11 protein-coding genes and 1 pseudogene are annotated in these 13,291 nt (G+C 47.3%); 4 read left to right on the forward strand and 8 right to left on the reverse strand.

All coding sequences use genetic code 11. The features are described 5' to 3' along the window. Window positions 1–226: 226 nt before the first annotated feature. The gene (locus ACUVJL_RS17315; protein ID WP_445246985.1) at window positions 227–1,132 is read right to left on the reverse strand and encodes an alpha/beta fold hydrolase; all 906 of its coding nucleotides are present in this window, start codon (window positions 1,130–1,132) and stop codon (window positions 227–229) included. Window positions 1,133–1,951: 819 nt separating this feature from the next. Between ACUVJL_RS17315 and ACUVJL_RS17320 the strand changes: the two genes are divergently transcribed. Then, window positions 1,952–2,566 carry a hypothetical protein gene (locus ACUVJL_RS17320; RefSeq protein ID WP_445246986.1) on the forward strand — a complete coding sequence of 205 codons (615 nt, stop codon included), beginning with the start codon at window positions 1,952–1,954 and terminating at the stop codon, window positions 2,564–2,566. Here the strand turns inward: ACUVJL_RS17320 and ACUVJL_RS17325 are convergent. The 6 genes and pseudogenes from ACUVJL_RS17325 to ACUVJL_RS17350 form a co-directional block, all read right to left on the reverse strand. Continuing rightward, the gene (locus ACUVJL_RS17325; RefSeq protein WP_445246987.1) at window positions 2,534–3,469 is read right to left on the reverse strand and encodes a hypothetical protein; all 936 of its coding nucleotides are present in this window, start codon (window positions 3,467–3,469) and stop codon (window positions 2,534–2,536) included. The genes ACUVJL_RS17320 and ACUVJL_RS17325 overlap by 33 nt on opposite strands. An 893-nt stretch (window positions 3,470–4,362) precedes the next feature. After that, a pseudogene (locus ACUVJL_RS17330) lies at window positions 4,363–4,938 on the reverse strand (RNA-guided endonuclease InsQ/TnpB family protein); the annotation flags it as partial. Between the two features lie 43 nt (window positions 4,939–4,981). After that, on the reverse strand, window positions 4,982–5,317 hold the full coding sequence (locus ACUVJL_RS17335) for a zinc ribbon domain-containing protein (protein WP_445246988.1): 336 nt from the start codon (window positions 5,315–5,317) through the stop codon (window positions 4,982–4,984). Window positions 5,318–5,457: 140 nt separating this feature from the next. After that, a complete protein-coding gene (locus ACUVJL_RS17340; RefSeq protein ID WP_445246989.1) occupies window positions 5,458–5,607 on the reverse strand; it encodes a hypothetical protein in 150 nt (49 codons plus the stop codon). A gap of 236 nt (window positions 5,608–5,843) precedes the next feature. Further along, window positions 5,844–6,167: a transposase gene (locus tag ACUVJL_RS17345; RefSeq protein ID WP_445246990.1), complete on the reverse strand. Its 324-nt coding sequence runs from the start codon at window positions 6,165–6,167 to the stop codon at window positions 5,844–5,846. Between the two features lie 1,031 nt (window positions 6,168–7,198). After that, the gene (locus ACUVJL_RS17350; RefSeq protein ID WP_445246991.1) at window positions 7,199–7,387 is read right to left on the reverse strand and encodes a hypothetical protein; all 189 of its coding nucleotides are present in this window, start codon (window positions 7,385–7,387) and stop codon (window positions 7,199–7,201) included. A 521-nt stretch (window positions 7,388–7,908) separates the two neighbouring features. Here ACUVJL_RS17350 and ACUVJL_RS17355 point away from each other — a divergent pair. The 3 genes from ACUVJL_RS17355 to ACUVJL_RS17365 all read left to right on the forward strand — a co-directional run bounded on the left by ACUVJL_RS17355 (window position 7,909) and on the right by ACUVJL_RS17365 (window position 11,341). Next, complete coding sequence (locus ACUVJL_RS17355) at window positions 7,909–8,811, forward strand: MBL fold metallo-hydrolase (RefSeq protein WP_445246992.1); 903 nt, start codon at window positions 7,909–7,911, stop codon at window positions 8,809–8,811. A gap of 235 nt (window positions 8,812–9,046) precedes the next feature. Then, complete coding sequence (locus ACUVJL_RS17360) at window positions 9,047–10,261, forward strand: bifunctional riboflavin kinase/FAD synthetase (protein WP_445246993.1); 1,215 nt, start codon at window positions 9,047–9,049, stop codon at window positions 10,259–10,261. Between the two features lie 171 nt (window positions 10,262–10,432). Continuing rightward, window positions 10,433–11,341: an AAA family ATPase gene (locus tag ACUVJL_RS17365; RefSeq protein WP_445246994.1), complete on the forward strand. Its 909-nt coding sequence runs from the start codon at window positions 10,433–10,435 to the stop codon at window positions 11,339–11,341. Between the two features lie 375 nt (window positions 11,342–11,716). Here the strand turns inward: ACUVJL_RS17365 and ACUVJL_RS17370 are convergent, their stop codons facing one another. Then, window positions 11,717–12,922, reverse strand: coding sequence for a glycosyltransferase (locus tag ACUVJL_RS17370; RefSeq protein WP_445246995.1), 1,206 nt, complete (start codon window positions 12,920–12,922; stop codon window positions 11,717–11,719). Between the last annotated feature and the right edge of the window lie 369 nt (window positions 12,923–13,291).

Consider the following 13,291-nt stretch of genomic DNA (forward strand, 5'->3'; position numbering starts at 1 on the left):
TATGAGTTGCACTCTGATTTATTGGGAAGCAGAAATATTGCTTTGAGAACGTTGCTCGTCCGGCAAGACTGGATGAGTACGGGCACTTTGTCAATGTGCCTTCAGGGTGTCGGGTGATGAAACCAAAGCTGAAATCCTGCAAAGGTTCTCAGAGTTGCGGTGGAGCCTAGATGCAAGCTCCCACTGTATTGTGAGCCGTCAGGCCCAACAATCAGTGGCGGGTAATTTACCCTTCCGAAAGCAACTTTAAATATTGCCGAATTAAGCCAATAGTCACAGCGGGAATTTCTAACTGCGGAGTCAAACCTACGTTTTCCAGAGGCTGAAAAACTTTGATTGCTTCGGGGTTGAGGTTGGCCAACCGCTGCCCGATTTCGGGGCCGGTAAACTGCGATTTTTCTCCCCAAATAATCGCTGTCGGCGTTGTTAGCTGAGTGATGTACAGCGACAAATCAAAGCACAAATCTCCCCGCACAAAAGACAGGGCGGCATATTCTGCATTTGGTTCCAAAGCAGATTCGAGGTAAGCGTCTACAATTTCTTGGTAAACGCGACGGGAATCGGCAAATTGGCGCTGTTCTAGGAAGCTACGGATGCCGCCGTCTGTGGCGATTCCGGTACTGTAGAGCAAGCGGTCTAAAATCGGCGTTCCCACTAGCTGAGCGAAGAAACTGCGGCCGTAATCTTGTCCGAAGTCTGACAAACCGCTGGGTATCGTCAAAATTAGGGATTTGAAGAGATCCGGCCGCGCGATCGCAGCTCGAATCACGATCGCCCCCGTCAGCGAAGAAGCAATCACATCTGTCGGACTGCCGCAAGTTTTTTCTATAAATTCGATCAAAGTTGTGATGTAATCTTCAACTAAATAATTTCTCGGCGGATGTTCCGATCGTCCCCAACCGATTAAATCAGGTGCTAAAATTCGATATTCGGTCGCAAAAGCCGGATAAACTTTCGACCATTCGTAGGCACTCGACCCGCCCCCAAAACCGTGAAAAAATACCAAATTCGGTTTATTTTCCGAAGTTGAGTTCGGCAACCCGATCCAAGGCATTTTTTCAGCAGTGTAGTATACCATTCTGCCGAGTGAAGTAACTGTCGATCGCTGACCGAAGCCGAGGGGTACAAGCATAAATAAACCTCAATCACTGTTATATTTTAGATTTTTGTCCGCCGCCCGGTCTCTGTTTAAAAAACTTCCCAAGCTGGTGGCGTTTTTGTAAAGATTGAGTATTGATGTCAACAAACCTGACGCTCAACTCGTACCGTTAGACCCGAGGCTTCTTTTTCCCTCGAAGCAAGGGCTTTTTTGAGTTACCCAGAAACACCGCCACTTTTTTCATTACTGTTTCAAGGTGCCAGAAAGTACATTGAAAATCAGGATGCTCCCGAAATATAATTGCTCCGCTCGGTACCTGGCACCGCCACGGCTTTAATCAAGAGGCGTGGATTCGGGGTACAGAGGCCCCCCAAGCGCCTCCTTTAACTCCCCTCTAAATACACGCCTGGGACTCTCCGGCTGATAGTTAAATCTATTTTAGTACAGGTGAAGCGTGAAACGACACACAGCAACTAAGTTTTGGGATTTGGGCAATTCGGCTGTGTAGTTATCGTCACCCTTGCAAACTACCGCCGATGAGAGATAATATCAAAATGATGGGTAAGACCCCTCAACATACTAGAGTCTGTTCGCCAACCCGGAAAGCAGGCGCTCGGAAAGCAGGAGTATTAGAACTCGCTTTCAGTCAGGCGGCAGGTTTGCCGACGCTCGCCCATCACGAATAATTAATCACGATATTTTGCGGAGCAGTGGCTTTTGAGGTCGAAAGTCTTTGTTGGAGGGCCCGCGAGCGGGTGTCGATGCCGGCGTTGCAGGTTTGGTAATCACGGGCCTCGCCGTAATCACTTCCAAAACACAAGAAACAAGTAATCTCAGGGAGGTCTACTAAATATGCAACTGCTCAGGAAACGGGATCGCGAGGGTTTTATGGTTGATGCGAAAAGTCTTCAATCTGATGGATTTGCAGAATTTGATACAGTCTGTCGAAGCATGGATTTAAACGGCAAAAAGTCTTTTGTCGCGACTCCAGAACGCTCAGGCGCAGGGTCAGAGGTGCGATCGCGCGCCACCGCACCGGCGATCGTCCGCGTAGCTTTAGAAGAGTTAAAATGCTTTGAAGTAGTAGAACACCAGTTTGCACATTGGGGGGTGACTTTTAGCAATGCCGTCGCCATCCAACCTTCAAACCCAGCATTTTTCACGGGTTCTGGGGCAACAGTGTTAATGGGAGCCCCCAAAAGCGGACAGATAGAAATAACTTTTAAGTATCCAGTTCGCTGGGTGTCAGGACTTGTCACCAGTTCGCGACGAACTGTTTTATCTGCTTGGGACATCGACGGCAACTCAATTGTTCAGGATGAAATGCCGAGCCCCAATCTGGCCGGGTCTAATTCTCCCATCCCTCCTAACGCTCCCCTGCGCGTAAAAGCTCCGAATATTCATCGAATTACTTTTTACGCTTTTGATGGTCAGCTAGTAGTCGATGACTTGATGTTTGGATTTTAGAGCTCCGTCATAAGTAGCGTCCCAAGTCTGCAAACCTTCGATCATGGCATTGCGGACTAAAGCTTCGGGTTCTCGACTCAGCATCAGGCGAAAGCACTCGGCAGCCCGGGAACGGGCGATCGAACTTTTGACGGAGCTCACAGGGCCAAACCCACCCTTATTCACCAAATCGGTCATTTGTCGCACTGCAATCAAACGCTTCAGGGGGTCAGGATCGGTCAAATCTGCCAGGATGCGATCGAGCGCCACTTCATCTTTTGAGGCCCCCAGACTCAACGCTTGCCGCAGCAACAGCCCTGCAATCGCGATCGTGCCAAAGTTCTGCAAAATCAGGCTCAAAGCCATCCAGTGGCTCTCGGAGTCCGCCCAAATCGCCAAACTCATGTAAGCGCCCAAGGTAGCAATGCCGCCGATGCCCACCGCTAAAACCAATCGGCGGTTCGGGCCCTCCCAAAATTGCTCGACGAGCGATCGCAGCAATTGCCAGTCCCAGGACTGCCCTTGGTAAGCCAGCATCATCGCTGCTATCCCGAGCCCTGTGGAAAACAGTAACTGACTGTTCCACCACCCCCAAACTGCTGCCAGGGTGAAAGCGGCCAGCCAACCTTTTGAGCGAGTCAAACGCTCTAGCAGCCACTTGAGAAAGGCAGTAGAAACCACAGGCGATCGGGCCCCAGAACTCTTGGCATCAAGCCGCAGGCGCCTTTTTTCGGCAGTCCGGCCTGTCGCTGCTGGGGTTCCCGGCGGGCGATCGTCCGAACTAAATTCCCTCAATGCTCGGGGATCATTCATTTCTAAGGACAGCTCCCTCGACGGGAGCTTATCGAGTTCCAAAGTGCGATCGGAGAGTTTCACGGGCGATCGATTCAGCTTCTTCGTTGTAGTTTTTTTTACTTGATTCATACTGACTTTTTTGAGAAATAACTTAAACTTATACCAATTTCAATAAACTCTGCAACTGTTTGCCAGTTTCAAACCATTACATAATCAGTCTTTCCCAATCTAAAATCTCACATCTAAAATCTCACATCTCACATCTAGAATGGTATGAGCCAGGCTTTTTTAGCAGTGATTTATATCCTCGGCAAACAATAGTCTTAGACTCTATAATACCAGAAATTTAAACTCGTGGTGAGTACGGCAACTTGCTATAATTCCCATAAATCATTACCAAATATAGAGCAATGGAAGATTGTTGAGAAAAGCCCAACAGTTCAACAACGAATATTTCTGAATCACTCTTGAGACAGAAGGTCGATCGGAGTTTGCCATCAGGGCAAAAAATAGAAAAAATTTTAATTTCAGAAAATAGGGGAATTTTGAGTAATTGAATTCGTCCGCCGATTCATGGGCGACGAAAATTTAGCTTTTTGCCTGCAGCCCCGGGCGATCGCTGTCCCCGAGTGTCAAATGATGCTGGGTTCACAGCTTGACCCCGCTCAAAAACGGATACAAGTTTCCGATACTCGTGGTGGAGAGGCAAAAATTTTAGACTGTTGTTCAAGGTCCCAGATTCATCTGTGGAGTAAATCTAAAATCTAAAATCCTTCGACGGCGATCGCGACTCGACCTCGCACTCGCATAACGTCGCTGGCCCTCGCCGAACGTCTCACGCCAAAGTCTAAAATTTAAAATCGACTGACGGTTAGCTGGACGGACACCTGCCGTCCGGGCCGATCGAGAACCCAGACAGTATTGTTTGTTGACACTCTCGGGCGTAAACGCACTCTTGATTCTTTAATGTACAACGTGGCAAGCTTTGGCAGGATTTCTCCAACAAAAGTAGAGGCCTCATCTCAAGAGAGCGTTGCTTGCATAAGCGTGCATTGCGTTCCGGTATGCCCTACCGTACCTAATCCTCTCAGGAGAGGATGTTTCTAGCTGCGTTTTCATCTCTATCCATCACACAACCGCATTTAGAGACGTGCATTTTAGTAGATAGCGTTTTCTCCACAATTGCACCGCAACTCGAGCATTCTTAGCTTGTTTACTGCGGATTCACCGCAACCGTTACTTTCTCAAATACTATTGCGAAGTATTCAAACCAGACACGAAACTGATACCAAGATGCGTCATTAATAGACTTAGCCAGACAATGATTTTTTACCATATTTTTAATCCTCAAATCGACCGAAGCTCTCAAGTCGTTGGACGCTCACTATGCACCGTGCAAGTTTTATTGCATGATTCAATACGATTGCCTACTTATTTTGAGGTGGCGTCACCCGAGAATCTGTCTAGCGAGAGCCCCTGTTCTTTGAACCTTTAATCCTCCTAGACACGAGCCCGTGAAAACGTTTGAATACTTTTTCACCTTGACGCCAGAATCTAGAATTCTCAACCATTACCCCGTTTGAGTCTGTTTGACACTCCCCGGCCTAAAGGCGCGAGGATTCTTGGATCAATCAGTCGAACTTATCTCTGTTTTGCTGCCATCAAAGAGTAGAGATCGGTCTGTCCCCAAGCGTTGATTTCGGTGTGCCCCACCGTATTTAAATTGATACCTGCCTGCTTCAATCCTTTAGCAAGAATATTTTGACCAGCATTATGATCACGATCTAGTATCGTTCCGCAACCACAAATATGGGTTCGGGTTGACAGGGTTTTCTTAACAAGATTGCCACAATTTGAACACTCCTGGGAAGTGTACTGAGGTGGAACAGCAATTATAGTTTTGCCATACACTTTCCCAAAGTATTCCAACCCGAAGAGCAAATTGTGACCACGCTGCATCACTAATTGATTTAGCAAGTTTATGGTTCTTAACCATATTATTAACCTGAAGTTCGACCTAGGCTACAAAATGGTTAAACTTTACCGCGCCGGGCGTCGTCTTTATGGCGAAGTCTTTACGCTGCCTAGTGACCTTCAGGTGTTTTCTTCCTAACTTGTTAATCGCTTTTTTCCGATTGCCAGAACGTTTCTTCTTCCCTTGAAACCCGATCATGCAATCTTTTCAAAGCCTTTTCACTTTTTCGGAGATAGGGAGGGTTGACGACCGTTTCGCCATCGCTGTCGGTATAGAAGTGATTTAATCCCACATCTATCCCAAGAGTTTTGCCAGTAGAAATGAGTTCCTATTTTCGCTCTACGTTGATGCAGAATTGGGCGTAGTATCCATCGGCACGACGCACAATTCTGATTCGCTCGCATCTCACCGGGTGCATAAAAATGCAAATCCCGACTACCGATTAGTTTGAACTTTCCTGCAGCAAAACCGTCCTTAAGTGTCAAGCATCTTTTGTCGGTAGAAAGCGCCCAGCCTGTAGTTTTGTATTCAACGGCTCGAGTGTACTTCTTGAACTGCGGGTATCCCTTTTTCCCTGGTTTCTTGGCGAAAGCAATTAGCAAAGAAACGTTGGATAGCAAAAATGGCACGTTCAGCCGAGGCTTGACGTGCCATCGAATTAAGCTTACCTGGCCATTCAAACTCTTTTGCCATGATGGCGCATTGTTTGTACAGATCAACTAGCTTGACTCCTTGATTGTCTATCCAGTATCTAAGAGTTTTGTTTCGGACAAATTGAGCTGTTCTGATTATCTCGTCGATGATCCGATATTGCTTCGCTTTGCCTTTCAACTTAAACTCTAAAACTATCATGACAACAGCTTATCACTTTTATGAAAACTTTTGCTCGCAAAATCTATATGTTTAACAATTATTTACGCCTTGCGGAAATTAAAGCCGGCCACTGAAGAAGGGGCTTTAGACCCAATTTTTTGGTAAACTGATTTAATTTTCCGTAGGCCTTGAACTCGAAAACTAGCATTGTTCTAGCTCCCTTCTTCTTCTACACCATCTAGCATAGGATGTTCGGTAAGTTCCCCAAACTTTACAATTAAAGCCGTCAAGCTTATGACGGGGTTTTAGACCCAATTTCCTGATAATTAATAGCAGGAGCATTCCTAAACTGCTAATATTTTGGAATTAATGGGAATTGGGTTAATTAAACTGGCTTCTCGTTAACTATCAGCCGGAGAGTCCAAGGGGTGTATGTAGAGGGGAGTTAAAGGAGGCCTTCTTAGCCTTACTTACCCCAAATCCACGCCTCTCGATCGAAGGCGTGGCGCTTCCAGGTACCGAGCGGGGCAATTATATTTGGGGAGCATCCTGATGTTCAATGTACTTTCTGGCACGTTGAAACAGTAATGAAGAAAGTGGCGGTGGTTCTGGGTATCTCAAAAAAGCCCTTGCGTCCAGGGAAAAAGAAGCCTGCGGTCTAAGGGTACTCGGTTGACCGTCAGGTTTGTTCACGCTTGAGTCCCCGATCCCCATGGGCAGGGGTTCGGTGGCGTTTGCTTAACGATCGGGGCAAATAGTTGACAAAACCTACCTCTTCTTCATCTAGAAAGATAAGTTCTTGTAGATAGACTAATTTAGGTTTAGGCGCTAAAGTTAACTATATAACCTTTGGCGATCGGGGGATAGCCGACTTATCTTGGGATAGGCGACTATCCCATAGCGTTGTCAGTCAACTTCAACTGGCTTTAGGTAACTAAAGTTAACTATCAGCCCATTCGTCCAAGGCGTGTATTTAGAGGGGAGTTAAAGGAGGCCTTATAAGCCTCCGTACCCGGAATCCACGCCTCTTGATGAAAGGGGCGGCTGTCGGAGGTTGGGAAGCTGGCTAATTATATTTCGGGAGCATCCTGATTTTCAATGTACTTTCTGGCACTTTGAAACAGTAATGAAGAAAGTGGCGGTGGTTCTACTTCACTCAAAAAAACGCTGGCATCGAGGGAAAAAGAAGCCTGCGGTCTAACGGTACGACCTTGACCGTCAGGTTTGTTCACGTTTGAGTAGGTTTTATCAAGCAGCATATCAAGTCCGGTAAATTAACCGTAATTATTGTAGGGGCCGTCCGGTCACGCCCGATCGGCAATATCAGCCAGATATCGCCGTAAACCAGCCCTGGAGCCTCGATATTATGGTCTATAGACCGGAGTAGATAGCAGTTCGGGCATCATCCGGGTTCAAACCCGTAAAGCAGCAGCGCCAACAACCAACCGCGCGATCCTGTTGCCGCAAGTGCGGAGACTGGAAAAACAGCGGGTTTTGACCAGACTCAGGCAGAACGGCTGCCCCCAAACTGTGTCTGCGGAGGTTAGGCTAGTCAAGAGAAGAAAAAAATACTTACGATCGAGACTTGATTAATCTACCTTGTAATTTCTTGCTCAGTTGTCAAGCCCAACAGTTTTGCATTCTCTGGCAAGCGAGACTCTTGGCACTTCCAACCAGTGTATTTCTCGACCGTCAAAGAGCTTGGGTTTGATGGTAAAACCCTTACCAGTATGTAAACACCTTACCGATGGCTCGCCGGAACAATCTTGCAGGAAAACCCATGTCTAGTATGCAAAACCAATTCACGGTTCACTTCTGGGGCGTTAGAGGTAGCATAGCGTCTCCCGGGGCTGAAACAGTACGTTACGGGGGTAACACGCCCTGTATAGAAATGCGAGTGGGTGACAGTCGCCTAATTTTCGATGGCGGTACTGGATTGCGGGTTTTGGGACAAACTCTCCTGTCGCAGATGCCCGTAAAAGCTCATATATTTTTTACTCACTCTCACTGGGATCACATTCAAGGATTCCCATTTTTTGTCCCAGCTTTTATTCAAGGCAATTGTTTTGACATCTATGGGGCTGTTGCTCCTAATAAGGCTAGTATCCAGCAGCGGCTCCACGACCAGATGCTGCACCCCAATTTTCCGGTGCCCCTGCAAATTATGGGGGCAGACCTGAAATTTAACGATATAGAAGTGGGAAAACCGCTGGAAATCGGAGAGATTAAGGTGGAAACTGCTTTGTTGAACCATCCCGGGGAAGCTATAGGCTACCGCGTGAACTGGCGGGGGTATTCCGCTGCTTACGTGACTGATACCGAACATTTTCCCGACCGTTTGGACGAAAATGTGCTGTATTTGGCTAGGGATGCTGAGGTGCTGATCTACGACGCTACTTATACCGATGAGGAGTATTATGCCCAGAAGAGCAGCAAGGTCGGCTGGGGACATTCGACTTGGCAGGAAGCGGTGAAGGTGGCAAAGGCTGCTAATGTCAAAAAGTTGGTGATTTTTCACCACGACCCGCTGCACAATGACGAGTTTTTAGACAGGGTGGGAGAACAAGTGGCTCAAAGGTTCCCGAACAGTTTGATGGCGCGGGAAGGTTTGTCGTTACAGTTGCTGCCTCCTGAGAAAGATTTGTCTGAAGCGTCGGTGCAAGCGCCTAAAGTGCCTGTCTGATGGATTTGAGATTGCCAGATACTTCTTACATCTTGAGGTCGGAAATCTCAAATTTAAGTTAGGGCTGACCTCAAAGACAGATACAAGCCCCCTGCTTAAGTCGTGGAAAACCAAAAAGTTTAGATCAAAGTTCAATCTCCCAGATTGCATCTGTGGAGTCAATCTAAAATCTAACATCTAACATCTAACATCGACTGGCGATCGCAATCTGGCTAAGTGTGTCAAAATCTTAAGCGTGTGGGTAACTTCTTCTTGTACCGCTGCTCTGACTCCAACTTCTGTTGCCTTGGGAAACTTTGATGGTTTGCACCTAGGGCATCAACAAGTCGTGCAGCCAATTTTAAATAAATCGCCTGGACTAAATTCTGCGACGGTTTCGGAGACGGGGCAAAACTTGCGCTCAAACGCTGGCCGAGATCAAAATTTGGAAAGCGAAGATCCGGCGACCTGCGACAATGACTCAGCAGCACAGCCCGATCGAGCCGGCAGCAGCCATAATTTCGATGGTTTGATAGGGCAGACAAGGGCAGAGGGCAACAGCCTCTCTGGGATCGATTCTCATGGGGGCGATAAATTTTACAGCACCGTGGTGACATTCGATCCCCACCCGCAAGAATTCTTTACCGGTCAAGCGAAAAAACTGCTGACACCTTTGGCAGAAAAGGTAGAATTGCTCGAAGCAATGGGCGTCGAGCAACTTGTGCTGCTGCCGTTCGATCGAGAATTGGCGACTTTGACGGCTATTGAGTTTGTCGAGGAAATTCTGGTGCGACAACTAAAAGCGAGTCGAATTAGTGTGGGGGTTGATTTTCGGTTTGGACGGGGACGCGCTGGGACGGCTGTGGATTTGCAGTCTATAGCCTCGGGTTACGGTGTTGATGTTGCTCTTGTACCCCTGCACAATTGCGGTACGGTGCGGATCAGCAGTTCTGCAATCCGCTTATGTCTGGCCGAGGGCGACCTCACAAAAGCGAATCAGTTGCTGGGGCGACCTTACAGTTTGGTGGGGACTGTGGTCGGCGGACAGCGGCTGGGCAGGACGATCGGATTTCCTACTGCTAATATCGAACTGCCGCCGGAAAAATTTTTGCCACGTTTGGGCGTGTACGCGGTGCGAGTCTCGGTGAAGCATGGAGGGGAAAAGATGAAAGATCAAAGTTCTTCCTCTCAGCAAGAAAATCCCCAATCTCTAATCCCCGGCAAAGCATCAAATTTATTTTTTGTCAACGGGGTGATGAATGTTGGCTGCCGCCCGACGGTAGACGGGCTGCAACCCACTGTGGAAGTTCACCTGTTAGATTGGTCTGGGGATTTGTACGGTAAAACCTTGAGCGCGAGTTTGGTAGAGTTTTTGCGGCCCGAACAAAAATTCGCTTCTCTGGATGCTCTCAAAACTCAAATTCAGGCAGATTGTGACGTTGCTAGAAGCGTATTAGCTGCTAAAGTCTAATAATTATGTGATATTGAACGGGCGATCGCTTTTAAAAATGGTGCAACATGAGTCAGACTAAATTCTAGTTGTACAAATACGAAGTCCCCAAGGCAAAGACTCAAGATTTTGGCAATCTTGATATCTTTTCAACAATTAGCAACTAGCAATTAACAATTAGAAATCAGGGATATGAGACAACATATTGAGCGGCTAAAACAAAATCTAGGCAAGACTATTGTTGGCAAAGCCGATGCTATTCGCTTGGTGCTGGTAGCAGTGCTTTCGGGTGGACACGCGCTGCTGGAAGATGTGCCGGGTGTGGGAAAAACGCTGCTGGCGAAGTCTTTGGCGCGATCGATCGATGGGAAGTTTCAGCGGATTCAGTGCACTCCCGATTTGTTACCCACGGATATCACTGGTACTAATATTTGGAATCCGCGCAGCGGAGAGTTTGAGTTTTTGCCCGGGCCAGTTTTTGCTAATGTTTTGCTTGCCGATGAAATCAATCGGGCGACGCCGCGAACTCAGTCAGCTTTGCTGGAAGTGATGGAAGAAAAGCAGGTGACAGTAGATGGAGTTTCTCGGAATGTTCCGGCCCCGTTTTTTGTGATTGCGACTCAGAACCCGATCGAATATCAAGGCACTTTCCCGCTGCCGGAAGCCCAGATGGATCGGTTTACTTTGTCTTTGACATTGGGCTATCCCGCTGCGTTGGAAGAGTTGCAAATGTTGGAACGGCTTTCTGATAGTTTTGCTGTTGAAGATTTGCAGCCTTGTATTTCTTTGGAAGAAGTGCAGGAATTGCGTCGTTTGTGCGCAGGTGTGAAGGTGGAAGGCTCTTTGAAACAGTATATTGTAGATTTGGTGCGATCGACGAGGGAGGATGAGGAGATTACTCTGGGGGTGAGTCCCCGGGGTGCGGTGGCTTTGCACCGGGCGTCCCAGGCTTTGGCGTTTATTTCGGGGCGGGATTTTGCTACCCCGGATGATGTGAAGGATTTGGCGCCGCACGTACTGTCTCACAGGTTGATTCCGGCGGGGGGAAGGAGGGCTAAGACGATTGTTGACAAGTTGTTGCGGTCCGTTCCTATTCCTTAAAAAGTTTGTAAGTAGGTTGCTTTAATTAAAGGAACAGGCCCGACGGCTTGTTCCACAAACAATTAATTTTCCTGTGGGTGGGCAGGAGAGTCCGCCCTTGAAAGACTTATTAATAATTGTGCAAGATGTCATATCAAATCCGGTTAGCATCGGAATTGTAAAATCCAGTCAACAATCACGGACGCTGCAACCGGAATTGATCTAATTCATCTGCGTTAATCTGTGTTAATCTGCCCTCATCTGCGGTAAAAAAAAGAGAATTTCTGAACCGCAGATGACAAGGGATTGACGCTGATTCACGCAGATAAAGAGAAGAGATATATGAAGAATTCCCATGCTAACAGATTTGATGTCAGTTAATCAATAGGTTTTGCACTATTCTGAAGCACTCTTAAACAGCGCGACTAATTTTTTTGCCTCTAGATCAACATTGTGTTGTTGAGCAACTCTCTCGGCTCCTGTTTTCCCCATTTGTTCTAGCTTTTCTAAAGGTGCTTCCAATACCGCGCGCATCGCTACGGCTAATGCTTCTACGGAACCGGGAGGAACTAACCAACCGCAAACACCGGGTTCTACGAGCTCCGGGATGCCAGCCACATAAGTGCTAATTACGGGCCGATTGAGAGCGAGGGCTTCCATAATTACGACGGGCAAACCTTCAGCAAAACTCGGCAATACCATTGCCCGTGAAGCTAAAATCTCTTGCTGAACTCGATCGCCACTGGCCCAGCCGGTAATTTCTATATGATTTTGCAGGCCGAGTTGCAGAATCTGCTTTTCAATATCCGATCGCAGCGGCCCGTCTCCTACGAGTACCAACTTAAACTCTAAGCCTTGAACTGCTAGCAAGTTAGCAGCTTCTAGCAATAACAAATGACCTTTTTGTTCGCTGAGCCGGCCAATGCAAGCTAAGCGGGGTGCTGCGGGTATGGGGACGTAGGGTGCAGCTAAAAATGCCGCATCTACGCCGCAGTGTATGACGTGAATTTTTGACCAAAAAGTGCGATCGCACCACCGAAAAAGCTGACTTTTACCGAAGGAACTAACCGCCGCTACAAAGGTCGATCGCTTAATTTTTTCGTTTAAGGAAAGAAGTGTGGCTTTATCAAATTCTTCAGGGCCGTGAACGGTGAAGCTGTAAGTCGGGCCGCCAAGCACGCGACACAGCATTGCGACTGTTGTGGAATTTGTCCCGAAGTGAGCGTGAACGTGTGCTGTACCGGATTCTGCAAACCAATTTAAAAGAATGCAAGCTTCTGCTAAATAAGCTAGATGCAGCAAAATCCCCCGTTCCGAGTGCCAGCCAACTTGAAATGTTAGCCGCAAAGCTTCGATGAATCGAATGGGTCTAGTTGCGGCAACGCGGAGCAAGCCCCACGCTAACCCCTGTACACCAACTCCTAAGATTACTTTAGTCAATTCTTGCTCTAGTTTGTCGGCTTCATCAACGAGTTCTGACTCGCAGGATCGGATCGAAAAGCGTGCGACTTTCAGGCCACAAGTTTCAACGGCTTTAACTTCTCTGCGGACAAAGCTGTGGCTGACTTTGGGATATTGGTTGACTAAATAAGCGATGTTCATTAATGGGGAGAAAATTTTATGGTAAAGCTTAGATCAGTCTAGCCTTTAATCGATCGAAGTCAAGACATGATTTTGGGTGGGGTTATTTATTCTGTTATGTTTTGATGGATTGGTTCGCGATTTAAGATAAGGGCATCAATGGTTTTATAAACACTGAAAAGCATAGCGACTTCCCAAACAAAAAAATCTGTTTTTTGTCAGGGATTGTCTCAGCTTAATTATAGGGGGGTGACATCTCCCACATCAACTGAGTACAGTATGATGTGGGCTTCTTGCAGCCCGATGAAGGGTATGCAAAATTTCCTTCACGGTACTGTCATCCATAGTTCCTACTACAGAAAGATTCCCGTTACGGCGTTTTATACTGGG

This window comes from Microcoleus sp. OTE_8_concoct_300, from assembly GCF_031383065.1.
GTDB lineage: Bacteria > Cyanobacteriota > Cyanobacteriia > Cyanobacteriales > Microcoleaceae > Microcoleus.

Coding starts and splice junctions, on each gene's coding strand:
- ACUVJL_RS17315 (WP_445246985.1), bottom strand. CDS start 1,132: ATGCTTGTACCCCTCGGCTTCGGTCAGCGATCGACAGTTACTTCACTC.
- ACUVJL_RS17320 (WP_445246986.1), top strand. CDS start 1,952: ATGCAACTGCTCAGGAAACGGGATCGCGAGGGTTTTATGGTTGATGCG.
- ACUVJL_RS17325 (WP_445246987.1), bottom strand. CDS start 3,469: ATGAATCAAGTAAAAAAAACTACAACGAAGAAGCTGAATCGATCGCCC.
- ACUVJL_RS17345 (WP_445246990.1), bottom strand. CDS start 6,167: ATGATAGTTTTAGAGTTTAAGTTGAAAGGCAAAGCGAAGCAATATCGG.
- ACUVJL_RS17350 (WP_445246991.1), bottom strand. CDS start 7,387: ATGCTGCTTGATAAAACCTACTCAAACGTGAACAAACCTGACGGTCAA.
- ACUVJL_RS17355 (WP_445246992.1), top strand. CDS start 7,909: ATGTCTAGTATGCAAAACCAATTCACGGTTCACTTCTGGGGCGTTAGA.
- ACUVJL_RS17365 (WP_445246994.1), top strand. CDS start 10,433: ATGAGACAACATATTGAGCGGCTAAAACAAAATCTAGGCAAGACTATT.
- ACUVJL_RS17370 (WP_445246995.1), bottom strand. CDS start 12,922: ATGAACATCGCTTATTTAGTCAACCAATATCCCAAAGTCAGCCACAGC.